The following is a 25,487-nucleotide window of genomic DNA, read 5'->3' on the forward strand; positions in this document are numbered from 1 at the left end:
CAAACTTTATTGCAGTCCAAGCCTTCCGGGCGAGACGACAGCGGCGACGTCAAGCCGACGTCAAGCCCCCTGAGCAATGGTCCAAAATCTCGCTTACCTTATACTTGTCCCAAAGTGACTGGGCCACGTTCGTCATGGCTGCAACCCTGAAGTCGCACTCTTCAATGTGATCGACCACCTGTTCGAAAGTCTCGAACCAACGGGGCCACCGGCCGCCCCTAACGTGGTGGAAATAGAAGTCGAGCTCAGCATCGGTCTGCCAGTCGTATGTTTCGATGAAGCGATAGAACGTCACTTCAAATTTCCTTTCTGATCAAGAAGGGTTGCGCGGTCGACCCCCATGCGGACAAAAACTCTCTGCCTTCCGTACTTCTTCGTCCGGGCCTGTTGGCTACCGAACTTCTCCCACCCGCGGACGCGGGAAAGGGCTTTGCCGATCTTGGTGGCGTCAGCGTGGGTCAAGGCCGACAGCTGGCGACCCATCATCTCTTCCCAGATCTGCACCGTGCAGGTGAAGTTCCGAACCTGTTGCGGTGCCTCGGTGTCGAGATCGTCGAAGCCGTCGGCCGGGCCGACAGGTTCGTCAAGCCAAGCCTCGATCTGCCCCACGAGGGCATCTTCGGCGGTTTCTATCCGGCGGCTCTCCTGAAGGAGTGTGGCCTCTTTCTTGGCCTCCGCGGAGCGCAGGAACAGGGGTAGGTTAGGGAGGTGGCATTTCTTCCGCATCTGGATATAGGCGGCATGGGCCTCACCCCAGATCATGTCGAGTTCGGCGAGCAGCCGGTCCGTGTCAATGTCGACATCATCCGGAAGTCCGCATTTGATCGGCCAGAAACGTCGCCCGCCTGTGTGATCGCGCAGGTATTCGCCATCGTTGGTGGAGCCGATGAACACGCACTGGCGATAATAGTCCTTCGGTCGCCTGTCATATGCCAACCTGGTGCGGTCAACCGTCCTGGACAGGAAGGCTTTCAGCTCGTTGGCGTCGGCGCGGCTGAACCCCTGGAGTTCCGGAATCTCGATGATCCAGGAGCCCTGAATCTGCTCGACCATCTTTCTCTGGTCACTGAAATCGCCACCCAGTTCAGAGAACCAGTTGCGACCGAGAACCGAGATGAACGTAGACTTCTTTTTCCCCTGCAAGCCTTCCAGGATGGGGACGAAATCGAACTTGTGACCCGGCTCCATGACCCGGGCGACCGCGCCAAGCAAAATCAGCAACGCCGCTTCGCGGTGATAGGGTGTGTCCTCGCAGCCCAGATAGTCGATGAAAAGGCGCTCGGCGCGGGGCTTCCCGTCCCAGGTCAGCGACTGGAGGTAGTTTTTGACAGGATGGAAGGAGTTGTCATGGGCAACCAGATCTACGCCGGCCCTGATGTCACGATCGCTGAATTCCAGGTCGTATCCACCTTGTGAAACGGGGGATTCAAGGACGGCACGGATCGAATGCTCGTGCGTGTCGGTGAAGATGTGTCCGTTCACCGGATTTGTAACGTCCCACAGCGGACCTTCGATCTGCGCAACCCTCGCGGAACCTTCTTTCTTCACCCGGCGCGGCGTGGCAACGTATACCACCTGCTGCATGAATTCGTTGAAGGCGAGAACACCACGCAGCCGGCGATCATTTGCGAGGATCAGACGGGCGTTGGGGAGGTTTTTCTTGATGAGCCCTTTTTCGGTCATCGAGAGGTGATTACGCCAGTTCTCGTCAATCTGTGGCTTTTCTGCAACAGTGTCCACGTTGCTGCTGCCCAGCAACTCGTCAAGTTCGGTGCATCCACCTTCCTCACTCAGCGCCGGCAGGTTGTCTTTCAGCCGTTTCTCCTGCGCCGCGGCGATGAGCGAACGCATGGTGACCGGTCGATGATCGCCCTTGAAGGACTTCCAGACGCTCTTTTGCGTCTTCATGTCGAATTTCTCGGACTTCTTTGACCAGTCACACCACTTGTCGAAGCCAATCTGCCCGCCGCCATACTGGTGGTGCAGCGCGGCGCCTACGGTGACCCAGCTGTCGCGGTCCTCGACCCAGGTTTCCGGGAGATCCGCGACGGTCTTGTCAACTTCCTCGTCGCTCAGGTCCACCGGGGAAGTGGCGACGATGTGGAACAGGTCGTCATCATCGTCCGACGAAGCCTCGGGAACGCGGCTTTCCCTCGTACCCCACGACTCGATCAGCGCCGCGTCGAGAAGCGGGCCGCAGCCGAGGGCGAGCATGTCGAAGTCGATCGTTCGTTCCCAGCGATAAGGCTGCCCCGTGTCCGGATGGAGACTTGGCGGGAGAACAGCCTGGGCTCCTGTGCCAAGAATGTCGATCTCCCAGTCATATTTCTTGACCTCGCGGCCGAGCCGCTGGTCGAACACCATGCTGAAACCTTCCGACTTGGCCAGCTTCTTTTTCCGGAACGCAACGGTGCTCAAAAAATAAAAATGACGGCTCTCGCCGCCCGAGCCGCTGATAACGGCAGGCGCACTGTTGTAATCTTGCCACAGTCGCTTCAGGGCGGCGTGCGCCTCCGCGGCCTTGGCCGGAACGCGAATGTCGAGGTCGATCAGGTGAATGTAACCTGCATCCGTCGCCGACGGTTCACCGAGGCGGATTCCGATGTTCGCGTTGCTGCGGTATGCGCGGCGCAGGTCGTCGCGTGTCTGCCGCAGTGCCGTCGACCAGTTTTCGTCGATCGGTCGCTTCTGACCTGGCACCAGCCAATGCAGGGCCGCGCCAGCGTCGATCAGCTCGCGACACTGATCCAGCACGCTTTGCAGCGTCGGTGTGGAATTTTCCATTGTAGCTGCCTCAGTTCAGGAGAAACGGCAGCAGATCCTGATTGGTGATGAGACCTCCGGGTTCGCGTTTGTGCTTGCGGGACAAGGTGAGCAGCGCGTTCGCGGTCCGCCTGGAGAGCTTGTTTTCATTGAAGGCGCGATACCATGTCTGAGCGGAGAGCTTGGTGGCCTCGGAAAGAGTCGGCATGTGAACACGTCCGCCGACGACAATTTCAGGCAACTTCGGGGCCACGACCTTGTGGAGATCGCCGTCCCAATACATTTCCCGCGGTTCCCCCGGCATGATGCCTTTCGGTTTCCGCCCGGGGAGTGACTTGGCCTCGCGTGGGGTCGCTTTCTTCTTCAAAAGGTAGGTGTCCATGGCGGCCTCATGCTTGGTGTGATCCGGAAACTACCGCCGATGACGCCCACAATCAAGTAAAACGTGTATTGATGCAAAAATGAGTTGAAAGTAGCTTCGAAACGTGGTTTAGAGTGCTGCACGAAACACGTTTCGAGTGAACATCCCAACCGCCACGAGGATTGACATGGCCATTGAAGACCTGATTTCCGAACTTATTGCCGCGACCAAGGCGCAGACCGCCGAAACGCAACGGCTCATCGGCGTTTCCGAAAAGCTCTACAAACTGCGCGCTGAGGCGATCGAGATCGTCAAGTCCGAGGCTGCTCCCGCCGAGAAGAAGGCCACCCCGGCGAAGACTTCCGAGAAGGTCGCCGACAAGCCTGCAGCAGATGAGCCCAAGGCCAACATTTCGGCGTCGCCGGAGGACCGGAAGGATCCGGCGGTCGAGACACCAGCTGCCACCGACGGGTTCAGCGACGAAGATCTGAAGGAGAAGATCAAGGAATATGTCGCCGTCGACGACGCTGACGAGCGGAAGGCTCGGGCGGCGAAGGTCAAGGAAATCCTGGGCAAAGTCGGCGCCAAGACCGCCCCGGAAGTGCCGGCTGAAAAGCGGAAGGCGTTCGTCAACACGATCAACAAGTTCCTCAAGGAAGTCGAGGAAAACGGTTGGCTGACGAAGACCGCCGAAGCCGCCGATGACGATCTCCTGGGTTGATCTGATATGGCCAGCCCGAAAACGATCGCCTTGAAAGAGCGTCTTGCCGGAAATCACGCAGCGACGCTGGGGCGTATCACGAAGGAACGGGGTCTTGGCCCTGTTCCGAGAACTTCAAGCCGCTGGATGGCCAGACGCACGAAGGGTCTGCCTTACAGTCGTATGCAGTTGATCGGGACCATCCCGGCTCAGAACGGCCGCCCGTCAATTCTGCTGCTCTCGCATCCGACGCGCAAGACATCGGCGGCGAAGCAGGCCACTCCGCAGCTTCTGGCCACGTTCTTCCCGAGCCTGCCGCCTGGTCTGGCGCAACACATGCTCGGCTACTGAACACGAGACGAAGGATTATCACGTGAGCATTCAACTGACTGAAAAGCAGAAGGCAGCAATGCTGGCGCTTGTCGATGGGCCGACTTTCATCCCGAGCGTTCACGCTGGAAATCTCCAGAAGGTCGGCTTGGTGAAGCCTGCGACACCCCCGGCACACCGTCGACGCGGCTACGGTTACGTCGAACTGACAGTCAGAGGTCGTGAGGTGATCAGCTGATTTCTCCCGGGTCGCAGTCCCTGTCCTCCCATGCCCATGCGACCCCAACTGCTCCGGGTTTCGGCCCGGGGCGTTTTTAGCGGCAGGCGGCGCTGACATACGCCCCGTCCCCCACGCATCCCGAAGTCGGTGACGCCTGCCACTCAAGACGCCCGAGGTATTTCATGGCCGCTCACGCAAAACTCAGCCCTTCATCCTGCGCACGCTGGTCGACATGCACGGCCTCCGTGGCGCTGATCGACCGGTTGAAGTCAGACGGCGTGGTGCCGGAGCGTTCCTCATCCATCTATGCCGCAGAGGGCACGGCCGCGCACGAGGTGCGGGAACTTTCTCTGCAGCTTGGCCTCGATCCGCACGATTTCATTGGCATGAAGATCGTGGCCGATGGTTACGAGTTCACCGTCAGCGAGGAAATGGCGGAATACCTGGTGCCTGGTATCGACTGGATCAGGGAACGCACCGACGATGTTGACGTGGAGATCCGTGTCGATCTCTCGCCGTGGCTGCCGGGTCAGTTCGGAACAATGGACGGCGGCTTCCTGATGGTAACGGTCGACGCCTCCGCCCTTGTCGCGTCCGACCTGAAATATGGCTCCGGGGAGCCGGTATCGCCGGAAAAGAACAAGCAGCAGATGCTGTATGCTCTCGGCTACTGGCATTTCAAGGACCGTCCGAAGGTTGACAAGGTGATTGTCGTGATCGACCAGCCGCGGGCAGGCGGGATGAAGTTCTGGGAATGCTCGCTCGACGAACTTCTGGCGTTTGGCGAGGAAATGAAGGTGGTCTACGCGAAGATCACCTCCGGCGACACTGAGTTCGTTCCATCGGATTACGCTTGCCGCTGGTGTGAAGCCCGCGACCCGAACCCGGCGAAAGGGTATCTCGGCTGTCCAGCCTACAACGAGTGGCAACTTTCCATTTTTCAGGGTGCTTTTGACGATCTCGACGCGGAGCCCCATTTCCCCGAGGCGCACACCCTGACGCCGGAGCGGCGCTACTACATCGTGCGGCACGCCAGCATGGCGCAGAAGTGGCTTGCAGGTCTCCATCAGGCGAGCCTTGAGGCCGCGCTGATGGGTAACCCGGACCCGGGCTCAAAGGCGGTGATCGGGCAGCGCGGGAACAGATATTTTGTCGATGAGGTTGCGGCGCAGGAAGTGCTGACGGGGGCTGTCGGCGAAGCCGCCTTCAAGCCGCGGCAACTCATTGGCATCACCGAGGCCGAGAAGCTGTTGAAGCCCGGCAAGAAGAAACAGGGTCATCCCGAGGCATGGGAAGCCCTGCAAAAGCTGGTGGATCAACCGGACGGGAAACCGATCCTGGTGCCAGCGGACGACGCGCGACCGGCTCTGACGCCGATTGCCGACATGTTCGATGATCTCGACTGAAACCTTTGGAAATTGGGAAGTTGTGAAATGGCTGGAAAAATCTCTCCGAAAGACCCCACGGGTAGGACAGTTCAACTGTCGAGGGTTCGACTTTCGTTTGCCGAAAGTCTGCAAGAGGCACGGGTCCCCAAGGACTCGGCACCCGGTACCGAGCCGAAGCACGGGGCGAACATTCTGATCGAAAAGGGCGGGAAGTACCCCGATGACTTTGCCTCCAACGTGCAGGCCGTCAAGCAGGCACTTGCGGCTGCATGTCGGGAGTTCAAGCGCCCCGAAGACTGGTGGAAAACTCTGTTCGAGGACAGCCCGAAGGAGTGCGCGTTCCGAAAGGGAACACGCTACAAGAAATCCGATGGGGCGATCTACGATGGCTACGAGGAAGCCCTGGTCATTGCGGCGAAAGGGCCGCGGGGCGGCAGGGAGGGTTTTCGTCCGAAAATCATGGATCGCTATAAGCGCGACGTGGAGGTGAAGGACATCAACGCCGTCGCTTACAACGGCACGTACGCCGACGTTATCGTGTCATTCTACGGCACGAAAAACGGCGGTACGCCTCGGATTTCTGCCTCCATCGAAGCCATTCGCTCCCATCAGGAAGGTGATCGCCTGGGCGGCGGCGGCGTCGAAGTGTCGAGCGACGACTTCGACGATCTCGAAGATGACGATTTCGCCGGTGCCGGCGGCTCCGTTTCTTCGTCCGACGACGACCTTCTGGGCTGACAACGCGACCGGCGGCGGGGTGACTCTGCCGCCGGTCACAACTTTCGCGTGAGGGGACACGAGATGAGTGTGACGCTTTATGCCGGAGACAACCGCATCAGTTTGCGCCGCCTGATTGACGAGGGTGTGCGTGTTCATGCGGTTGTGACCGATCCGCCCTATGGGCTTGTCAGCGTTCAGAAGCGTTTCGGAAAAGAAGGCAGTGCCGCCGCACGCACCGAGGGTAACGATGGTTCCTTCGCGCGTCTGTCGGGCGGCTTCATGGGCAAGGCGTGGGACGGCACCGGCATCGAGCGCGATCCCGAGTTCTGGAAGCTGATCTACGACATTCTCTTGCCTGGCGGTTACGTCTTCGCGTTCAGCGGCTCGCGCACCGGCCACTGGCAAGCCTGCGCCATGGAGATGGCCGGGTTCATTATGCACCCCATGCACGGTTGGGTGTTTGGTTGTCTTGACGCCGAGACATTTGCAGCCACGCCCGACGGTGACAAGCCTTACACGGAACTGTCGGCAGGCGATGAGGTCATTTGCTACGATCCTACCTCGGGCGAATACAGCGTGCAGCCAATCCTCGAAGTGGTGGAATATGACTACGAAGATACCGCCTACCGTCTTATCGGAGATCATGGCGAGCAAGTCGTCTCCCGAAACCATCGCTGCATTGTTGAACGAGGCGGAAGCGAAGTTTTCCACTTCGCTGAAACACTGGAACAGCAAGAGGTCATACCCGTTCTGGAAGACCTGCGAGGCTTGCGAGAAGCCCTTCGCCTGCAAGGATCTGAAAGCCACACGCAGCCGCGCGTGCTCCAAGGCTTGCAAGGGCGTTCTTCTTTGGCGGGACCGCGACCGGACACCCCATCCGCTGGAAGCACGCAAGGGGCGAATGATCATCTGCCCTTTCTGCTCGACGGAGGTTTGGAAACCCGACGCCTGGCTGCGGAAGATAGCCGGGACTCCGTATTGCAGCCGATCTTGTCGGGGGAAGGCGACCGCACCGAAGCTGCTTGTCTCACACTCGCACAAAGGGCGCTCCGCTTGGACGGATGCCAGCAAGCAGTCTTTTCGTGCAAAAATGACTGGCGCGAAGAACCCCTCCTGGAAGGGTGGCGCAACGCTCCGCAGCCGGAAGGGCAACCACGGCCTGCAGCTGATCAAGTATGTGCGCTGCCCGCAGCATCTGAGCAGTATGTCTCGCAAAGACGGCTATGCGATGGAGCATCGGATCGAGGTGGCGAAAGGGATGGGGAGGCCACTGCTGCGCTCGGAGGTGGTGCATCACATCAACCACGACGCGACGGACAACAGGATCACCAACCTGATGCTGTTCGCGACCAATGCAGAACACAAACGGTTCGAGCATGGGCAGGACATAAGACCGATCTGGTGCGGGTCGTGCCATTTCAATATGTTGGTAAGGTCTGGTGTCTGCGAGTGCCGACAGGCGCCTTTGTCGCTGTGCGCAATGGCGTAGCTTTTCCTACCGGCAACAGCGGCTTTCCGAAAGCGCACGCTGCTGACAAGGCGATCGACAAGCATCTCGGCCAGAGCGGCACGATCAATCCCACCGGTAACCCGGTGAAACGGATGATCCCAGGTGCAGATCAGCACGCCACCGGCTCCTGGATCAAGGACAACGGGCAGCAATACCAGCCGGGTGAGTATGTGCCCGCCACGCCCGAAGCCGCGCAATGGGAAGGCTGGGCCTACGGCACGCAGGCGCAAAAGCCCGCGCTCGAACCGATCTACCTGGGCCAGAAGCCGTTCAGCGAAAAGACCGGCGCGGCCAACATCCTGAAGCACGGCGTCGGGGCCGTCAATGTGGAGGCTACGCGAGTCCCCTTGCTTCCGCTGCGGACATACCCGCAGCCCGAAGCTCTGCGTAACGCTCTCGTTTCCGCTCTTGGTGTTTCGAGTAGTTCTTCTCTTTCTGAGCTTTGTCTGACGCCTTCGCGCGCTCTGGATGTCTTGCTCGGTATGCTTTCTGCGCTGCCGCAAGGTAGCAATTCTTACACTGACCCTTTGCGTGATGCGGGCGATCAGGATGGCAGGTGGCATTCGGTCGGTCGGGCTGCTGGAACGCTTCTTTCCCGCCTTCTTGCCAATGCAGAAGCGTATGAGCACCTGTGCCAAGCACTTCAAGGTTTTCTGGACGATTGTCCGTCTTGCACCCGTTCAGATGGTGAACGCATTCGCCTGGCGCTAGAGGGCGTCCGATCATCTTCTCCGCAACGACTCGGTGTTCTCGGCGGTATCGATTCACTCCAATGCGCACCTGAACATATCCAGCGGAGTCAATATATCGACCTCCTTTCCAGTTCGGGTGGTTATCGCCTTGTCGGGACATTGGTGTCATCCTTGCTTGCCATACTGGATAACCCTACACGGTATTTACTGCCCCATCAACCCTCGGGCCGTCATCCTGCTAATTTGATTTTGGACGGATCGCCCGAGGTGGTCGCGATGTTTCCGAATACCAAGAGTGGGAAGCCCGGTATCATGCGCAAGGGCACCAATGACGGCGCTTGCTATGGTGCAGAGTCCCGTGCGCCCGGCACGCCCATGACCGGCTTCGGTGACAGCGGATCAGCCGCCCGCTTCTTCCACCATTTCCCGCCCGACGCTGACCCGCTTTTCTACCACGCTAAGGCCGGAAAATTGGATCGCGCTAACAGCAAACATCCAACTGTAAAGCCGATCGCCCTGATGCAGTATCTGATCCGCCACATCACCCCGCCGGGCGGCGTCGTGCTGGACCCGTTCGCCGGCAGCGGCACGACCGCAGAGGCTGCGAAACGTGAGGGGTTCGACTGCATCCTGATGGAAGCAGAGCCCGAGTATCTGGATTTCCTGCGTCAGCGGTTCGATCTGCGGAACGACGAGCAGGATTTCGGTGACTGCGACGATCTTGCCGACCTTCTCGGCACCCCCGAAACCTGTGACGATCTCGCCGATCTGCTCGGAGGGACCGCATGAGGATCATTTTCGGCGGCATGACGGTGGATGCCACGGGCAGCGTGTTGCGGTTGTCGATGCTGTCGCCGTCGCAGCAGCAGGGCGATGTCCGCTTCACCTACAACGAGATCGACACGCTTTGCGACATTCTGCAGCAGGCGAAACGTGCCGGTTTGTCGCGGCCGACCGAGACCGGCGACGATATCGCGGAGCTGCTGGGATGAGCGGCAAGAAGCGTTACATCCTCGACATCGAGTCGTACCGGAATTTCTTCTACGTCGGCATCAAGGAAATCGGCGGCACGCGGCGGGTCGGCTTCGAACTGAGTGACCGGAAGCCGGAGGGTTTTGACCGGGAGTGGCTGCGTCGCTTCCTGATGTCCCATCAGATCGTGACCTTCAATGGCATGACCTACGACATGCCGGTGCTGTGGTACGCGCTGAACGAGCCCAATGTCACGACGCAGAAGATCAAGGCGATCAGTGACCGCATCATCCTGGGCAACGTGCGCTACTGGGAGACCGCGGATGTCACGGGCTACCGGCTGCCGTACGAGATGGATCACATCGACCTGATCGAGCCGCAACCGAACCCTTTCGCCAGCCTCAAGATTCTGAACGGCCGGCTGCACGGCACCCAGATGCAGGATCTTCCCTACGAGCCTGACGCCGATCTGACGCACGACCAGATGGAAGAGGTGGCCAATTATTGCCTCTGGTCCGACCTCGATGCGAGCGAGAACCTTTGGAACGCGATGGTGGAACCCATCGAACTGCGGGAAGCACTCGGCGCAGATCTTGGTGTTGACTTGCGCTCGAAGTCCGACACACAGGTCGGCCTCGCGATCATCAAGCATCGCGCTGAAAAGCTGCTCGGGCGCCGGCTTGACCGTCCTGACGTGAAGCCGGGCTTCACCTTCCGCTACAAGGCGCCACCATACCTCAAGTTCCGCACCCCATTTCTCCGGGATATGTTGGAGCGTATCGAGGCGCACCAGTTCATCGTCGGAGCCGACGGTAAGGTGGACCTGCCGAAGTGGTTGGCTTCGACGCCGGTCACCATCGGCGAGACGACCTACAGCATGGGTATCGGCGGGCTCCACTCAACGGAGTCCAATCGGGCCGTCGTCGCGGATGACGATTTCGTCCTCGTGGATGCCGATGTGGCGTCATACTATCCCGCGATCATCCTATCCCTCGGCCTCGCGCCGCAGGCGATCGGGCCGCGCTTTCTCGAAATCTACCGCGGTATCCGGGACGACCGGGTGAAGGCCAAGAAGCGTGCGAAAGAGATCAAGAATGAAATCGACGACCTCGAAAGGCAAATAGCCGAGCTTGAGGGTGGTCACGATGAGTGAAACGTATCACCCGAGAGGGAAGACCGTAAATGGTTTCAGAGTAAGGGCACACCCCATTTACCAAATATGGGCCTCGATGAAGAAACGTTGTAATAATCCAAATGAATTGGGTTACGAAAATTACGGCGGTCGCGGTATCAGTTATTGCTCCCGTTGGAAACACTTTGAGTGCTTCGCGGAGGACATGTACCCAAGTTACCAAGAAGGGTTGACGATCGAGCGAATTGATAACGACGGTGACTATTCGCCGGAAAATTGCCGCTGGGCGGACAGAACCGAACAATGCTTGAATCGCCGGAATTTCATCAACAATTCAACTGTCTACCCTGGGGTTAATCTCAAGGAGAATGGAACGTTCATTGCTAGGTATCAGGAGTACGGTGTTCGATACAATTTAGGACGGTTCCGTACCGCAGAAGAAGCGCGGCATTATCGAGAAAGGTTCATTGACTTGCTTCACCGGGATACGGCGTCCGCGCTCCGCTTGATCGAACGCCGGGCCCGACTGGATTCAAGCACCGCTTTGCGTGGTGTCACGAAAAATAAGGACGGGCTCTTTGTTGTAAGGAAGACGGTCAACGGCGAGCGCGTCTACCTTGGGACAACGAAAACCATCGAAGAAGCTAAATTGTTGTTGGGTGCTTGCGATGAGTAAATTGGACGAATTGAAAGCCCGCCTCGCTGTAAAGAAAGCAGAGCTTCGCAACGTGCAGGCGAAGGAAAAGGGTTACAAGGTGAGTCTTAACGGGACGTTTGGGAGCCTCGGCAGCAGGTATTCCTTCGTCTATGCGCCTGACCTGATGATTTCGGTCACGCTTACCGGGCAACTGGCCTTGTTGCTGCTGATCGAGAGGGCTGAACTGGCTGGCGTCCATGTCGTGAGCGGCAACACCGATGGCGTGGTCTTCAAGCTGCCGCGCGAGCATTACCAAGGCATCGAGAAAGACCGGCTGACGGGCGGCCTGCTTGCGGAAATCACGGGACAATGGGAGCGCGACACGCAGTTCGACCTCGAATTTGTCGAGTATGCCGCGATCTACAACCAGTCTGTGAACAGCTACTTCGCGATCAAAGCAGATGGTGGTCACAAGAGGAAGGGGCCGCTGGCGAACCCGTGGTCGCAAGACAAGGCCGACAACGATGCCCGCGGCCAGCTGATGAAGAACCCGCAGGCGACAATTTGCTCCGACGCGGCACTGGCGCGCATCAAGCACGGCACCCCTTTGCGGGAAACTATCGAAGCCTGTACCGACATCCGCCAGTTCGTCACGGTCATCAAGGTGACCAAGGGGGCGACCTGGCGGGGGAAGTATCTCGGCAAGACGATCCGTTACTATTGGTCCACGGACGGCGACGAAATCATTGAGGCAAAGCCGAACCCGGCGACCGGTAACTTCAAGAAGGTGCCGCGCACGGATGGGGCGAAGGAGTGCATGAGGCTTCCGGAGTCGCTTCCACACGACATCGATTACGACCGCTACGTTGCTGAAGCTGAACAGATTCTCAAGGACTTGGGCTTCTACGGCGCCCCGGAACCAAAGTCGCGGCGCATCAGGCTGACGAAGCTGAACCGCATTGATGTTCTCAAGAAATGGATGACGGCAGCATGACTGGGGACGGTGAGCCCAACCGCTACGCCGGCAAATGCTACCGCTGCGGCGGGCGCGTTGAGCCGGGTGCCGGTTTTCTCCGGTATGCCGCAGCCAGCCAGATGCCGTGGGAGGAAATGCGCTTCCAGCGAAATGTTGCACTTTTGCAACACGCAACCTGCGTCGAGAAGTATCGCGGGACGGACACCCATTACCGTCTGCGCCCTGACCCGGAGATTCAAGATGAGTGATTTCAAGTTCACCGCAGAGCGCGAAAGCAGCGTCGAGGACACGGTGATCGCCTGGGCGGAAAACAACGGCTGGGTGGCGCGGTTGATGTCCTATCGCGGGCGACGAGCCTGCGCGGACAACTTTTTCTTTGGCTACGGCGGCATTTACCCGATCGAGTTCAAGCGACCCGGCGGCGAGGTCTCGGGAAACCAGGAGCGCGAACATCGGCGACTGGCGAAAGTCGGGGTTCGGATTCCGATCTTTGAGCGGGCAGAGGACGCGATCGCTTACCTGCAGAGCAAGATGAAATGAGGCCGAGAAGTGCGCTGCGGGAGTCGCAGCTCCGCATCTACCGCGAAGCTATCGATCATCCGGCCCGGTTGATCGTGCTGAAGATGTCAGGCGGCAAGACGGCCGCCATGCTGACCGCGATCCGCGACATGCTGGACAGCTTCACGATCCGCAAGGTTCTCGTGATCGCGCCGAAACTGGTTGCGAAGAGCGGCTGGCCGGCCGAAATTCGCGAATGGAGGCACACCCACGTCCTGAGTTATGCCGTCTGCGTCGGCAGCGAGGCTGAGCGTCGGGCCGCGCTTGAACAGGATGTGGAAATCACCATCGTCAACAAGGACGTGCTGCCGTGGCTCGCGAAGCATCTCGGCACGGTGAAGAACTGGCCTTGGGACTGCGTGATCGTGGACGAGTCCAGCATGTTCAAGGCCGGCAAGAAGCGCACCACAAGGGCTCGGGTCAAGGGGAAGGATGGAACGGTGCGCGTCCGGAAGGGCGGGAACATGACGCGCTTCGGAGTTCTGACCACGGCGCGGAAGAAGATCAGCCGCATTTACCTGCTGACCGGCACCCCGGCGCCGAACGGCGTTGAGGACTTGTGGGGTCAGATTTACCTGCTGGATCAGGGGGAACGTCTCGGGCAGAGCTTGACCGCGTTCCATCAACGCTGGTTCGACAAGAACAGATACACGCACCAGATCACGGTGAAACCCGGTGCTGAGGAAGAAATCATGTCCCGCGTCCAGGATGTGATGATCAGCCTTCCGGCAGAGAAGGCCACCGAGGATCCGATCTATATCCCTGTCAAAGTCACACTCCCCGAGAAGGTGATGAAAGAGTATCGTGACTTTGAGCGTTCTCTTGTTTCGAAACCGTATGATGTCGAAGCCGTGAGCAAAGGGGTTCTTGCCAACAAACTGTTGCAATTTAGCAACGGTTCAATGTATCGCGAAGACGGGAGTGTCGCGGCTGTCCACAACGAAAAACTGGACGCACTTGACGAGATCATCGAGCAGGCTGCTGGCGACCCGATCCTCGTGTTCTACAGTTTCAAGTTCGATCTGGAGGCGATCAGGAAGAGACACCCACGCGCTGTAGTTCTCAATGAATGCGACGACGCCGTTGATCTGTGGAACGCTGGTAAGATACCGATTTTGCTGGCACATCCGGCCTCATGCGCCCACGGCTTGAACATGCAGTACGGTGGTCACATCGCCGTATGGTTCGGGCTCACCTGGTCCTTGGAGTTGTATCAGCAGGCAAACGCGAGGCTCCCTCGACCGGGCCAGAAACACCTTGTCGCGATTTACCAGATCATCGCAGAAGGGACTTACGATGAAGTCGCACTGGAGGTTCTTGGACGCAAAGGTGTCACTCAGGACGCGGTGATTCGCAGCACGTTATCTCATTTCAATCTAGCATAGTTTTGGTGTGACCCTCCCCTTGAAAATTCACAATTATTGATACATATTTCACTTTATAAGTGAAAAACGAGGGTTCGCCAATGACGATCAAACTCAAACACCCGGATTTCTTTCGGCGTCTGCAACAGGCGTGCGAGGCTAATCCTCTTGTTCCACCGAAGCATAGCGGTCAGCTCGTGTGGCTGGCCGACCAGATCCGCAAGCGCGGAAAGACATCCCCGTCCGTGGAGAGCGTGCGAAAATGGATGAGCGGCGAGACGATGCCGCGGCACGACGCCATGCTCGGTTTGGCAGAAATTCTCGGAGTTGATGCCAATTGGCTTGCCTTCGGAACCGGCGAGGTCTCGACCAAGCATCAGGCTGTGTCCCGCAGCCGGAATGCTTCCGGTGCAGTGAACGTGGTTGCAGGTATAGCCCAGATGAGCGGCGGTTCTGTGGCTTTCCCGAAGGAAGGTGAGAAGGCTGCCGAACAGGACAAGGTGAGCCTTTATGTGTACATGGATGGCGCGCACTACCGCATCACGGTGATTCCGAGTGAAGATGTCGAAGGCAAACTGACCTTCCATGTGCCGGTCGAATGCCTGATTTCAGACGAGCCTCCGCTGATCATCGGGATCAACCCGCTCGAAGACTTCCGGTTCGAACTCTACCGCATCACGCCGGATATGCTGGAAGCTGGAACACGCAAGGGGGCTTTCGTTGTGGTTGAACTGAACCCCAACTGGAAGAAGATGAAAGGTTTCCTCAAATGAGCATCCGTGTCGCATCGGTGGTGCTGTGCGCTTTTCCTCACAAGACATAGTGTTATCCATCGAAAGCAGTCTGTAAACCTCGGGGATTTCAGATGAAATTCCACCTCAAGAAGTTCAGGGAAGCCCGCGGGCTCACTCAGGGGCAGATGGCCGAGATGCTTGGCATTTCGACCGGTCTTTATAATGGACTTGAGAACGGCAAGCGGCGGATGAACTCCGACTACCTCCAAGGCGCAGCCGATATCTTTGGCGTTCGCCCGGCCGACTTGATCGTCGACGTACCTGTGGCAATCGTCGTTCCAGGCCGAGCTGGCGCCGGCGCCCAGGTGCATCTGATTGAGGATCACGCCAAGGGCGCTGGCCTCTACATGGTCGAATGCCCACCGCAGCTTCCGCCCAAGGGTATCGTGGCGGTCGAGATCGAGGGCGACAGCATGGTACCTGTCTATTCACAGGGCGATCTGCTGTTCTATTCGCGCAATACCCTCGGCGTGCCGACCGGGGCGATCAACCGCAAATGCGTCTGCGAAGACGAAGAGGGGCATATCTGGATCAAGCAGGTCAAGGTCGGCAGTGAGCCCGGGCTTTTCAATCTGCTGTCCATCAACCCAACAGGTGCGAACCTGCACAACATCCGCCTGAAATGGGCCGCCCCCGTGCGCCTTCATCTGCCACATGAATTTGTAAAAAGAGTCGGTTCTCAATGAACCCGAACAGCCACATCGGCCTTTAGTGATTTCACTTTTCGCGTGACTCGCACTTAAGACGTGTCTATCATGAGGTTCCCTTATCGGAGCCTCACATGCGTTTTGGAAGCATATGTTCCGGCATCGAGGCGGCATCCGTCGCATGGCACGATCACGACTGGGAAGCCGCCTGGCTTGCCGAGGTTGATGTAGCCGCCTCTGCCGTTCTCGCCCATCGGCTCGGCGCCACAGCCCCCGTATTTCCCTTGGACCCTGATCAACCCGGTCTTCCGACCAAGGAACAAAAGTCACGACTGGCGGCGATCAAGGCTGCGCGGAAGATAGAGTGGGGCGACCGGCTCACGAACTGGGGTGACTTCACCCGGATTCCGGAACTGATCCGGCAAGGTAAAGCCGAGGCTCCAGACGTGCTTTGCGGCGGCACACCTTGCCAAAGCTACTCGATCGCGGGTCGCAGGGAAGGTCTTGAAGACTCCCGCGGCCAACTCACCCTTAAATTCGTGGAGCTGGCCGATGCCATCGACGAACAACGCGCCCGACGCGGCGAACCACCTTGCGTTGTCTTCTGGGAAAACGTGCCCGGAGTTCTCTCATCCAAGGATAACGCCTTCGGTTGCTTCCTTGCTGACCTTGCCGGAGAAGATCTGCCGCTCGAACCACCAGGGAAGCGGTGGGAGAACTCTGGTGTTGTGCTTGGACCCAAAAGGGCAATCGCGTGGACCGTCAAGGATGCCCAATATTTCGGCTTGGCCCAACGACGCGCACGTGTGTTCGTTGTCGCAAGTGCTCGTGAGGGGTTCGATCCCGCGTCAGTATTATTTGAGTTCGACGGCGTGCGCAGGGATTCTGCGCCGAGCCGAGAAACGTGGCAAGACGTTGCCGGAACCCTTGCTTCGCGCGCTGACGGCTGCGGCGAGCGGCACTTCCAGCCGTGTGAAGTGCATCGGGAGGACGGCCGAGGGCGAGATGCTGCTTCAGGTCGAGGACGAACTGAGCGACCTGCTGGGGTGATCACCATGGCCCACGGTCAGGGCGGCGCCGAGATCAGCTTTGACCGATGCCCGACCTTGACCTGCAACCATGAAGCCCCCATCGCCGCCTACGATGAAAGTCTTCTGTGCTTCTCATGCAAGGACTACGGCGGCGATGCAACCTTTGAACTAGCTCCGACCATGCGGGCGATGAACCGTTCGGCTTCACACGCCAACGCAGGAGGGCAACTGGCTGTCGTGGTTCACGGGACGCAAGACCCTTGTACCAGCGAGAACCTGGCTTTTGCTCTCGGGCGCAACAACGGCGGGGAGAATGCCGTCTGCGTGTCCGGAGATGTGACCCACACTCTCACAGCTGAGGGTTTCGACGCCAGCGAGGACGGCACGGGTCGCGGTCAACCGATCGTGGCCTGTAATTTCCAGGCAAGCCAGTCCGGGGTACGGCTGAGCGAAACTGCCGGTACGATTGACGCCAATTATGGGCCGCGGCGCCACAACGGGGTTCTTGAGGGCGACATGGCCGTCCGTCGCCTGATGCCGGTCGAGTGCGAGCGCCTTCAGGGTTTCGATGACGACTGGACCCTCGTGCCGGTCGGCAAGAAACTTGCGGCCGACGGTCCCCGCTACAAGCAGCTCGGTAACTCGTGGGCGGTTCCCTGCGTCCGGTGGATCGGCGGCAGGATCGACCAGCACCTGGCGGAACTCGACGGGCGCATTGTTGAGGCGCATCCAGTCGAAGTTGACGCGATGATTCTCTGGCTTATCGCCCCCTGAAACCTTCCATTCGTCTCAAGTTTTGGAGCCCGACCACCATGAGAGAGACTATTGCGGCTAAAGTAGAGCCCACCTTTCGCGCTGATATTTTCATCGGCGGTTCTGTCGATGCCGCCCGCGAGGCTTGTCGAGAGTTCGTAATGCGGGGCCTTTGTGTTTCGATGTCCCCTTGCGATTTCATCTACACAGGGGGAGTGGAGAGCGGTGTCCGGATCGGCCTAATCAATTATCCAAGGTTCCCGAAGAGTCCGACCGAGATTACGGAAGACGCTTTGGAACTGGCCCGCTTCCTGATTGTCCGGTTGCATCAGAGTTCGGCGTCAGTGGTCACCGACTCGAATACGACCTGGTTGACCCGCCGCGAGGTTGACTGATGGATCTGTGTTTTGGAGATCGGATTGTCGTCTGGTTCTCGAACGGTGCCGCCAGCGCGGTCGCGTGGTACGAAGCGGTTCGGCGGTATGGTGATATCTGCGAGGTGGTTGCGGTTAACAACCCGGTCGCCGAAGAGGACGAGGACAACAAGAGGTTCGCGCAGGACGTGGCGAGGTGGGTGGGAGGCGAGATCGTCTTCTGGTGTAATCCCAAGTTTAGCCACGCCTCGGCGGTCCAAGTGTGGGACCACAAGAAGGCCATGTCATTCCCGCGCGGCGCGCCCTGCACGGACCTACTGAAGAAGGCCGCGCGGCAGGATTATGAGCGTCACCATCGGGTTGATTGGCATGTGTTCGGCTTCACTTCCGATGAGAAGGCTCGGCATGACCGCTTTGTGCTGACTGAGCGTGAGAACGTGCTTCCGGTTCTGATTGAGGCTGACATCAGCAAGGACGACTGCTACCAGATCGTCCATCGAGCCGGCTTGGTGCTTCCGCTGAGCTATCGCCTCGGATATCCTAACGCGAACTGCATTGGCTGCGTGAAGGCCACCAGTGCGACCTACTGGAACCATGTGCGTCAGGTCCATCCAGAGGTGTTCCGTCACCGCGCTGAGCAATCCCGACGCCTCGGAGTTCGCCTTGTCCGTTACAAGGGTGAGCGCATCTTTCTGGACGAATTGCCGGTGGATGCGGTTGGCCGACCCATGAAGACGATGAGGATTGAGTGTGGGGTATTCTGTGAAGAGTGGTCACCGAATACCGATTCTTTCGACTTTCCAATTAATGCCCTTAGGCTTTGGCTCACCGCAGCCTGAAACCTTCCATTCGTCCCAATACATCCCAGAGGCTGTTGGTATCATTGTTGGTATCAACAGCCTTAACGTATTGATTATAAACACTCTGTGGTAGCGGCCTCGGGTACCACGCTGAATGCATTCGATGTTTCTGGATGCACGGATAGGCGTGTCGATGAATGTTCCCACAGGATTCGTCCGCTGTTCCCACATCCCCGTTCCGTTCACGTTCTCTTCTTCTGGGCCTCGATTGCCCTTGCACGTTGTCTGGCGGCGCGGGGAGGCTCGGTTTCACGTGCGGCCCTTGCCTGATCGCCCGCTTATTCAGACATCCCGGCGAAGCGTTTCCTGAGCCCGCGTCAGTGCCCTGTGCACTGCCTTCGGGTCAGCGGCGACCGGTACAGACGGGTGCTGACGCCACGCTTTCCCTACGGCGGCGCCGGGGCTCTGTTCGGGCCGCCCGTCCCGCGCCGGATGACACCCCTTTCGCCGGGTGACCTGCCGATCTGCTTTCCCATCCGGAGGATCTCTGGCGCGAACCGGACGAAGGTGCCCGGAGATCCTCAGCGATCGGCAGCATGTCCGTCGAAGCAAGACATGGCCCGCAGCGATTTTCGACCGCGCCGTCGACGCGAAGCGGTATCTTGGTCTGGTGACGCCGGGCGCCTGATGGGGCGCCCGCGGCCCGGGATCGGGTCCTCGACGCGGCGCCTTCGTGTCGGCCCGTGACAGCAGCGCGCCGGACGTCTCGACCGTGCCGACGCCGTTTTTCGGCCTTCCGGCCACCAATGCTTCGCACGCAAGTGGCCGCCATCTGCACGACCCGACCCACGACAGCCCTGTGCTGCGAATGATCCCGAAGAACCGGCGGAGGGGCCGTCGGGGGATGAGGGCGGCTTTCTGGCGCGCCGGGTTCGAGTGGCGGTCCGGCAAGCCGCGCACGAGGCTGACCGGGCCGGGGGTGCGGCACAGCAGCGTCCGGTGGAGGCGGGAGAGGGGCGGGGCCATGCGCCCCGCCCGATCCTAGAACCGGTAGGTCACCGCGAGCTTGAGATAGGGCAGGACGTTCCAGTCCGAAACATCGTCCTCGATGCTCTGGCGCAGGCCGGCGAGATCCTCCTCGAAGGCCGGCTGGAAGGCCGGGCCGCCGTTCTGCCAGCCGCTGACACGGGTGCGGAACCCGCCGACGAAGATCGCGCCGGCATCTCCGGACAGGCTCCATCCCGGGCCACCGCGGCCCGTTTCGAACCCGAGGGCCAGCATGGGGCTGATGTCGCGCTCGGGACGCACATCGGCATGAACGGCGCCGCTATAGACATTGCCCTGAACGGTGATCGTGCCGCTTGCATCGCCCGTGGCGCGGTAGTTCGACAGGAACAGGCCGGCCGATACCCGCATCGGCCCGAAACCGGGATAGTAATCGCCCAGCAGCGCAACCCCGCCAAGCCGCAGATCGCCGTCCAGCGGCGTTCCGTCCACGGTTTCACCGCGTGAGAACGACCCGTATCCGACCGGCACGCGAAGCCCGAACTGTTCGGTCAACCGGCTGCTGAACTCGACCGTCGCGCCAAGCGTGCTGAAACCCGCACCCACTGCGAATTCCGGTGCCATCTGTGCCTGTGCGGTCGTGGCAAGGCCACAAGACAGGGCGAACGCATAGAGGTGGGTTTTCATGCGGATCTCCTTCCGGTTGTTCGACGTCTCCTTAGGGTATAGTAAGGTTTTCCGCAGTTGCCCTCGAAATCGGCCGGAGCGGGAAATATATCTTGTGGATGTGGCTTATCCGAGACGGCGGGGGACCGGCGCGCTATCCCTGTGCCACAAAGACATAGGCGGCATAGGCCAGAAGCAACGCCGCCCCGGTGCCCCGGCCGATCTGCGGCCGCGCCAGAAGCAGGGCCATCAGGAGCGCCGAAGCCGCGATCATTACCGGCAGGTCAAGCGTCAGGAACCGCGCCCCGACCGGGATCGGCGCGATGAGCGCCGTGGCCCCGAGGATCCCCAGCACGTTGAAGATGTTCGATCCGACGATGTTGCCGATGGCGATGGCCGACTGGCGTCGAAGCGCGGCGACCAACGAGGTGGCAAGCTCGGGCAGCGAGGTGCCGACGGCCACGATCGTCAGGCCAATGAAGGCTTCCGAAAGGCCCAGTGTCCTGGCAATGCTGACCGCACCATCAATCAGGAACCGCGCCCCCAGCATCAGCGCAAGAAGCCCTGCGCCCAGCCAGAGGGCCGACTGCCACAGCGGCTGCGCCGGTGCCAGATCCTCGTCATGCGCCGTGTTCCTCGCCTGGCGGTAGGCCAGGACCAGATAGATGACGAGGCCGAGCACCAGCGCCGCACCTGCCGGGCGCCCGACCTCTCCCATCCAGAACAGCGGAACCAGCGCCACCGCGGCGATCATCATCACCGTCGCATCCCGCGCCAGCGTGCCTCCGGCCGCCCGGATCGGCCAGACCAGGGCCGTCAGCCCGACGATCAGCAGGATGTTGCCGATGTTCGAGCCGATGACATTGCCAAGGGCGATATCGGGGGCGCCGCGCAGCGCCGCATCGACCGAAACGAGCAGCTCGGGTGTCGAGGTGCCAAATCCCACCACTGTGAGACCGATCAGCAGCGGCGGAATGGCCAGACGTCGCGCAAATGCGACCGCGCCGCGCACAAGCGCTTCACCGCCCAGGAACAAACCCGTCAATCCGACAAGAAGCAAAAGCCAGTCCAATCCCGTCTCCTGAGAATAAGTCAGTCGTTTTTGTGTTCCTTGCGCCGCCAGAGCGACCATTTCCGGCGCAGGCGGATGATCGCCGCCGACACCGAGGGGCGCAGCAGGGGCAGGTCGATCGCGAGCACCAGCAATCCCAGCGGGATCATCCACAGGCCGAAAACCGGCAGGATCGCGAGAAAGCCGCCAAGGATCAACAGCAGCGCCAAAGGCACGCGCAGCACCACGCCCGGCCGCCCCTGGATCGCGGCGATCAGGCCGCGCAGCGCCGGCGACCGGTTGCCGAGCGCGCTGAACTGGCGGTCCAGCCGCCGTTTCTGACGATCAGTCACGGCCGCGCCCCCCCTGCAGGGCGGGCGGAGGATCCGGGGGGAAAGAGGTCTGCGAAAGGGCGACAGCCAGGGGCATGATGATGTCCGACAAGGATCGCGCAAGGCTTGGTCAGGTCGTCCAGACCTGCTTCTGCCAGGCGCTGCGGTCCGACATCGCAACACCATGCTGCCAGAGGGGCCCGTCCCGCCCCAAGCAGTTAGGGAGGCTGAAGCTGCGTTCAATCCCGCGGGCCGGGGAAATTTCACGCGCGCCCTTGTCAGGGCGGCGATCTGTCGCGCTGCGGAAACCCTTGCCATCGGCCGCCACGGGCGCCCGGCACGGGATATTAATAATCGGGCAATAGGGAAAATCGTCTATCAAGGAATTGTCCAGGTTGATTTCTGCCGAACCTCGCGCCGCGACTATGCCTGATCAGCGGTGCCTCCGGCGTCAGGAGCTTTACCATGCCCTATACAGGACCGATCATCTTCACCGGAAATCATGTCGCGCAGTTCCGCGGCCAGCCCACGAACAACGGGAACCCGGGCGATGCGCATTTCGCAATGAACATCAGAGGGGCCGCCGCGATCGGCACTGCGGATGACGTGTTTCGCCTGGTCTGGGTCCAGAATCTCAACACCCGGGACGAGACGTTCCGGAATGGTCAGTTCTGGGCGATTCAGAAATACGAACCCGCGCTCGACCCCGATCGCAACCCCTCGGCCGGCGAAGAGGGCTGGGCCGAGGGCAGTTACCTCTACCGCCAGCTCAACCCCAAGCCGGACCTGGTGGCCGGCCTGGGCGGCGGGATGAACCACGTGGTCTTCGAGATCGGCGGCGGCGGCTTCCTGATCCTCGATATCAGCCGCAGCTTTGCCCTGACGGCCACGGATCTGACCTATCCGGGGCCGGGCGGCGGCGCGCTTACCTTCGCGGCGCTCGAGGCCGTCTGCTACCTGCGCGGCACCTTGATCATGACGGATCGTGGCGAGGTGCCGATCGAACAGCTTCACGAAGGCGACCGGGTCCTGTGCCGCTTTGGTGGCCTGCGCGAGGTGCGCTGGATCGGCCATCAGCTTTTCACCGGCCCGCGCGCCTTTGGCCGCGAGCCGATCCGCTTTGCCCCCGGCGCCATTGCCGAGGGCATGCCGCGCCGGACGCTGCGGGTCACACCGGGTCATGCGATGCTGGTGGGTGAAATGCTGGTGCTTGCCGCCGATCTGGTCAACGGCATCACCGTGACGCGCGAAGCGCCGCGCGAGCGGTGGGAGTATTTCCAGATCGATCTGGGCTTGCACGACCTCGTTCTGGCCGACGGAGCCTGGTCGGAAAGCTTTGCCGATTGCGCCAATCTGCGCAACGGCTTCGACAACGTGAATTCCTTCCGCCGGCGCTTTCCGCGCCATATCGCGCCGCTGCATCCACAGCTTTGCCTGCCCCGTCCGGATGACGGCGCTGCCTTTCGCGCGGCTGTTTCCGGCGTTGCGGCGCGGGCGCTTGCACTGCGCGGGCCGGCCGAGGCGGGGGCGCTTTCCGGCTGCGTCGAAGCGGTCGCCGCGCCCTGCCGGGCCGAGGGCTGGGCGGCCGAGGCCGGCTTTCCCGGCCAGCCCGTCGCGCTCGAGGTGGTTCTGGATGACAGGGTGATCGGAGAGACACTGGCCTGCCTGCCGCAGCCCGGGCGCCGGGACCGGATGCGGCAGCGATTCGTCTTCGAGGGCGCGCAGCCGCTGACCGTTGCAGAGCTGCGTCGTCTGATCCTGCGCAGACCCGGCGACGGCGCGGTACTGGCCCCCGTGCCGCCCGCGCAGCCGGGACCTTTGGACGGCCATCTTGATCTGATCGGCCCCTCGGGGCTGATCGAGGGCTGTGCGCGCGATACCGATCACCCCGGGCATCCGGTCGCGCTGGAGCTGTGGCTTGATGGCGAATGTCTCGGGATCCTGGTCGCCTGCAGGGCCCGGCGCGATCTTGCCGCGGCGGGACTTGGCGATTGTGCGTTTTCTTTCGACACACGTCGGCGCCTGTCGCGCCATGCGGCTGCCACGATGGAGCTTCGCCGTGTCGGCGATGGCGCACTCCTGAAACGCTCGGCGCAGACACGGCTGCCGGACGTCGGCCCTCGCGCCGTGGCCTGACCCCGGAGGCAGCAGGGCAGGCGCGGCCCCGGGCCGGGGCGGATCCTGGGGGCAGCGTGATCCGCCCATGCCAGGCGTCGAACATCGGCGGCGCCGCAGGGATGCAGGCGTGACGCAGCGCAGGGCTGAACGGCCCCGGAGATCGCGTGCTCCGCTGGCACAAGGCCGCTGCGGCCTTCCCGCATCGGCCCGGCGGTTCCGTCAGGCAGGATCGCCACCGGCGTGACGACCGCTTCCGCGCGAGGCGATCCGCGACGGCGACCCGACGACTCAGGCTGCGGCCTTTGCGCGTTGCCCTCCCTCTCGCCAGGACTGAGGGTGCAAATCCGGGCTGCCCGAGACAGATCCCCCCCGGAATGGCGCGCCAAGGGGGGTCCGCCATCGGACATTGCCCGGATTTCGGTCACCCGCAGCCACGCGGCCACCCGAGGGGGGCGGGTGACGGCGTGCAAGCGGGCGGCGCAGCCGCCGCTTTGGCACTGGACAGCGGCGCGGGCTGCGGGCAGGCTGCGGGCCAGCGAAAAGGGGACTTGATGACGGAACACGTGGAAACACCGTGGCATTTCTGGCCGATGCTGTTCCTGACCGTGCTCTGGCAGGGGTGTCTGGCGACAGGCTACGTGCTGTGGCGGATCGAGCATCCTGCCTGGATCGGGCGCTTCCCTCCCGATTTTTCCGGCTTTCTGGACGAATTGCCGCTGTGGGCCGAGTTGGTCTGGGCCCTTGCAGTCTGGGCCGGGCTTCTGGGGGCGCTGCTGATGGTCGGACGCGTGGCCGGGGCGGCGCTGGCGCTGGCCATCGGATTTCTGGGCCTTCTGGGGCTGATGCTCGGCCTGTTCGTTCTTCCGCCGGGCCTTCCGGCCGTGGCGGGGCGGGGGCACATGGCGCTGTTCATCGCGGCGGTGGCCGTCTCGGCCGGGCTGTGGGCCTATGCCCGCGAACAGAAACAGGCGGGCGTGCTGGACTAGCGCCCGGCGCGCCAGGCGGCCCAGTCCTCGGGCGTATCGAGGTCGGTGATCGCGCGCCGGCCCGGCAGGGGAAACAAGCGCACGCTGTCGGCATGGGCCTGCAGGATCGGCCGGGCGCCACGATCCCCGGACAGATCGGCGAACTGGCCGAACAGGGCGCGCGGAAAGATCACCGGATGCCCCGGCACCGTTCCCGCGCTGGCACGAAGGATCTGCCCGGGTGTTGCGCGCCAGGCCGCGATCAGCGCCAGCAGATCGTCGGTTCCGATCTCGGGCAGGTCGGCCAGCAGGATCATCACCGCCTCGGCCCAGGCCAGCGCGGCCACGCCGGCGCGCAGCGATGCGGCCAGCCCCGTGCCTGCGTCGGCCACCGTCAGAACCGGCTGATCGGCTGAAAGCGCCCGGCGCCGCGCAGGATCGCCGGGGGGCAATGTCACAAGAACCTCGGCGCCCGTCGCGCGGGCCACGGCTGCCTGCCGCGCCAGCAGGGGGACGCCCGCCACCGGCTCCAGCAGCTTGTCGCGGCCCCGCATCCGCCGCGAGGCGCCAGCCGCCGGAATGAGGATCGCGACTGTCATCGCCGCCCTCCGATCATAATGGCAAAGGG

The 25,487-nt window shown here is 61.2% G+C and carries 28 protein-coding genes; 20 read left to right on the forward strand and 8 right to left on the reverse strand.

From position 1 onward, the window contains the following. Positions 1-49: 49 nt before the first annotated feature. The 3 genes from ACFQXB_RS11625 to ACFQXB_RS11635 are packed head-to-tail and all read right to left on the reverse strand — an operon-like array spanning position 50 to position 3,145. Positions 50-295 (reverse strand): hypothetical protein, encoded by a 246-nt coding sequence (locus ACFQXB_RS11625; protein ID WP_377403669.1) that lies wholly within the window; start codon positions 293-295, stop codon positions 50-52. Further along, positions 292-2,784: a VapE domain-containing protein gene (locus tag ACFQXB_RS11630; protein ID WP_377403671.1), complete on the reverse strand. Its 2,493-nt coding sequence runs from the start codon at positions 2,782-2,784 to the stop codon at positions 292-294. The genes ACFQXB_RS11625 and ACFQXB_RS11630 overlap by 4 nt, the downstream gene beginning before the upstream one ends. Positions 2,785-2,794: 10 nt before the next feature. Continuing rightward, the gene (locus tag ACFQXB_RS11635; RefSeq protein ID WP_377403674.1) at positions 2,795-3,145 is read right to left on the reverse strand and encodes a hypothetical protein; all 351 of its coding nucleotides are present in this window, start codon (positions 3,143-3,145) and stop codon (positions 2,795-2,797) included. 166 nt (positions 3,146-3,311) lie between these two features. Here ACFQXB_RS11635 and ACFQXB_RS11640 point away from each other — a divergent pair, with 166 nt between their 5' ends. From ACFQXB_RS11640 to ACFQXB_RS11665, 6 genes are all read left to right on the forward strand, one after another. Beyond that, complete coding sequence (locus ACFQXB_RS11640) at positions 3,312-3,845, forward strand: hypothetical protein (protein ID WP_377403677.1); 534 nt, start codon at positions 3,312-3,314, stop codon at positions 3,843-3,845. Between the two features lie 6 nt (positions 3,846-3,851). Next, a complete protein-coding gene (locus ACFQXB_RS11645; RefSeq protein ID WP_377403680.1) occupies positions 3,852-4,175 on the forward strand; it encodes a hypothetical protein in 324 nt (107 codons plus the stop codon). A 22-nt stretch (positions 4,176-4,197) separates the two neighbouring features. Beyond that, positions 4,198-4,392: a hypothetical protein gene (locus ACFQXB_RS11650; RefSeq protein WP_377403683.1), complete on the forward strand. Its 195-nt coding sequence runs from the start codon at positions 4,198-4,200 to the stop codon at positions 4,390-4,392. 164 nt (positions 4,393-4,556) lie between these two features. Continuing rightward, complete coding sequence (locus ACFQXB_RS11655; protein ID WP_377403686.1) at positions 4,557-5,780, forward strand: DUF2800 domain-containing protein; 1,224 nt, start codon at positions 4,557-4,559, stop codon at positions 5,778-5,780. Positions 5,781-5,807: 27 nt separating this feature from the next. Beyond that, complete coding sequence (locus ACFQXB_RS11660; protein ID WP_377403688.1) at positions 5,808-6,500, forward strand: ssDNA-binding protein; 693 nt, start codon at positions 5,808-5,810, stop codon at positions 6,498-6,500. Positions 6,501-7,740: 1,240 nt separating this feature from the next. Further along, a complete protein-coding gene (locus tag ACFQXB_RS11665) occupies positions 7,741-7,971 on the forward strand; it encodes an HNH endonuclease (RefSeq protein ID WP_377404569.1) in 231 nt (76 codons plus the stop codon). A gap of 354 nt (positions 7,972-8,325) precedes the next feature. On the opposite strand, the gene ACFQXB_RS11670 is transcribed toward ACFQXB_RS11665, so the two are convergent. Then, the gene (locus tag ACFQXB_RS11670; RefSeq protein WP_377403690.1) at positions 8,326-8,853 is read right to left on the reverse strand and encodes an HNH endonuclease; all 528 of its coding nucleotides are present in this window, start codon (positions 8,851-8,853) and stop codon (positions 8,326-8,328) included. Positions 8,854-9,059: 206 nt separating this feature from the next. Here ACFQXB_RS11670 and ACFQXB_RS11675 point away from each other — a divergent pair, with 206 nt between their 5' ends. From ACFQXB_RS11675 to ACFQXB_RS11730, 12 genes are all read left to right on the forward strand, one after another. Beyond that, a complete protein-coding gene (locus tag ACFQXB_RS11675) occupies positions 9,060-9,473 on the forward strand; it encodes a DNA methyltransferase (RefSeq protein ID WP_377404572.1) in 414 nt (137 codons plus the stop codon). Continuing rightward, positions 9,470-9,676 (forward strand): hypothetical protein, encoded by a 207-nt coding sequence (locus ACFQXB_RS11680; protein WP_377403693.1) that lies wholly within the window; start codon positions 9,470-9,472, stop codon positions 9,674-9,676. The genes ACFQXB_RS11675 and ACFQXB_RS11680 overlap by 4 nt, the downstream gene beginning before the upstream one ends. After that, entirely contained in the window at positions 9,673-10,809 is a 1,137-nt protein-coding gene (locus ACFQXB_RS11685) for a hypothetical protein (protein WP_377403696.1), read from the forward strand. The genes ACFQXB_RS11680 and ACFQXB_RS11685 overlap by 4 nt, the downstream gene beginning before the upstream one ends. Continuing rightward, positions 10,802-11,464, forward strand: a complete 663-nt coding sequence (locus ACFQXB_RS11690) for a hypothetical protein (protein ID WP_377403699.1) — start codon at positions 10,802-10,804, stop codon at positions 11,462-11,464. The genes ACFQXB_RS11685 and ACFQXB_RS11690 overlap by 8 nt, the downstream gene beginning before the upstream one ends. Then, positions 11,457-12,419 carry a hypothetical protein gene (locus tag ACFQXB_RS11695; RefSeq protein WP_377403702.1) on the forward strand — a complete coding sequence of 321 codons (963 nt, stop codon included), beginning with the start codon at positions 11,457-11,459 and terminating at the stop codon, positions 12,417-12,419. The genes ACFQXB_RS11690 and ACFQXB_RS11695 overlap by 8 nt, the downstream gene beginning before the upstream one ends. Positions 12,420-12,641: 222 nt before the next feature. Continuing rightward, the gene (locus tag ACFQXB_RS11700; RefSeq protein WP_377403705.1) at positions 12,642-12,941 is read left to right on the forward strand and encodes a hypothetical protein; all 300 of its coding nucleotides are present in this window, start codon (positions 12,642-12,644) and stop codon (positions 12,939-12,941) included. Then, on the forward strand, positions 12,938-14,344 hold the full coding sequence (locus ACFQXB_RS11705; protein WP_377403708.1) for an SNF2-related protein: 1,407 nt from the start codon (positions 12,938-12,940) through the stop codon (positions 14,342-14,344). The genes ACFQXB_RS11700 and ACFQXB_RS11705 overlap by 4 nt, the downstream gene beginning before the upstream one ends. 80 nt (positions 14,345-14,424) lie before the next feature. After that, positions 14,425-15,096, forward strand: coding sequence for a hypothetical protein (locus ACFQXB_RS11710; RefSeq protein ID WP_377403711.1), 672 nt, complete (start codon positions 14,425-14,427; stop codon positions 15,094-15,096). A 92-nt stretch (positions 15,097-15,188) separates the two neighbouring features. Continuing rightward, positions 15,189-15,803, forward strand: coding sequence for a LexA family transcriptional regulator (locus ACFQXB_RS11715; RefSeq protein WP_377403714.1), 615 nt, complete (start codon positions 15,189-15,191; stop codon positions 15,801-15,803). 95 nt (positions 15,804-15,898) lie between these two features. Further along, positions 15,899-17,569 (forward strand): DNA cytosine methyltransferase, encoded by a 1,671-nt coding sequence (locus ACFQXB_RS11720; RefSeq protein WP_377403717.1) that lies wholly within the window; start codon positions 15,899-15,901, stop codon positions 17,567-17,569. A 38-nt stretch (positions 17,570-17,607) separates the two neighbouring features. Next, a complete protein-coding gene (locus ACFQXB_RS11725; RefSeq protein WP_377403719.1) occupies positions 17,608-17,943 on the forward strand; it encodes a hypothetical protein in 336 nt (111 codons plus the stop codon). After that, positions 17,943-18,761: a hypothetical protein gene (locus tag ACFQXB_RS11730; protein WP_377403722.1), complete on the forward strand. Its 819-nt coding sequence runs from the start codon at positions 17,943-17,945 to the stop codon at positions 18,759-18,761. Before ACFQXB_RS11725 ends, ACFQXB_RS11730 begins: the two co-directional genes overlap by 1 nt. A gap of 1,002 nt (positions 18,762-19,763) precedes the next feature. Here the strand turns inward: ACFQXB_RS11730 and ACFQXB_RS11735 are convergent. The 3 genes from ACFQXB_RS11735 to ACFQXB_RS11745 all read right to left on the reverse strand — a co-directional run bounded on the left by ACFQXB_RS11735 (position 19,764) and on the right by ACFQXB_RS11745 (position 21,797). After that, a complete protein-coding gene (locus ACFQXB_RS11735) occupies positions 19,764-20,414 on the reverse strand; it encodes a hypothetical protein (RefSeq protein ID WP_377403725.1) in 651 nt (216 codons plus the stop codon). A gap of 133 nt (positions 20,415-20,547) precedes the next feature. Next, a complete protein-coding gene (locus ACFQXB_RS11740; RefSeq protein ID WP_377403728.1) occupies positions 20,548-21,465 on the reverse strand; it encodes a calcium/sodium antiporter in 918 nt (305 codons plus the stop codon). 20 nt (positions 21,466-21,485) lie between these two features. Next, positions 21,486-21,797 (reverse strand): tryptophan synthase subunit beta, encoded by a 312-nt coding sequence (locus ACFQXB_RS11745; protein ID WP_377403731.1) that lies wholly within the window; start codon positions 21,795-21,797, stop codon positions 21,486-21,488. Between the two features lie 444 nt (positions 21,798-22,241). Here ACFQXB_RS11745 and ACFQXB_RS11750 point away from each other — a divergent pair, with 444 nt between their 5' ends. Together ACFQXB_RS11750 and ACFQXB_RS11755 are read left to right on the forward strand one after the other, a co-directional pair. Next, positions 22,242-23,912, forward strand: a complete 1,671-nt coding sequence (locus tag ACFQXB_RS11750; protein ID WP_377403734.1) for a Hint domain-containing protein — start codon at positions 22,242-22,244, stop codon at positions 23,910-23,912. A 533-nt stretch (positions 23,913-24,445) separates the two neighbouring features. Beyond that, on the forward strand, positions 24,446-24,880 hold the full coding sequence (locus ACFQXB_RS11755) for a hypothetical protein (protein WP_377403737.1): 435 nt from the start codon (positions 24,446-24,448) through the stop codon (positions 24,878-24,880). Here ACFQXB_RS11755 and ACFQXB_RS11760 read toward each other — a convergent pair. Continuing rightward, positions 24,877-25,458, reverse strand: a complete 582-nt coding sequence (locus tag ACFQXB_RS11760) for a nucleotidyltransferase family protein (RefSeq protein ID WP_377403740.1) — start codon at positions 25,456-25,458, stop codon at positions 24,877-24,879. The genes ACFQXB_RS11755 and ACFQXB_RS11760 overlap by 4 nt on opposite strands. Positions 25,459-25,487: the final 29 nt, after the last annotated feature.

The sequence above is a fragment of the Halodurantibacterium daqingense genome (assembly GCF_042666235.1).
Classification (GTDB): domain Bacteria; phylum Pseudomonadota; class Alphaproteobacteria; order Rhodobacterales; family Rhodobacteraceae; genus Halodurantibacterium; species Halodurantibacterium daqingensis.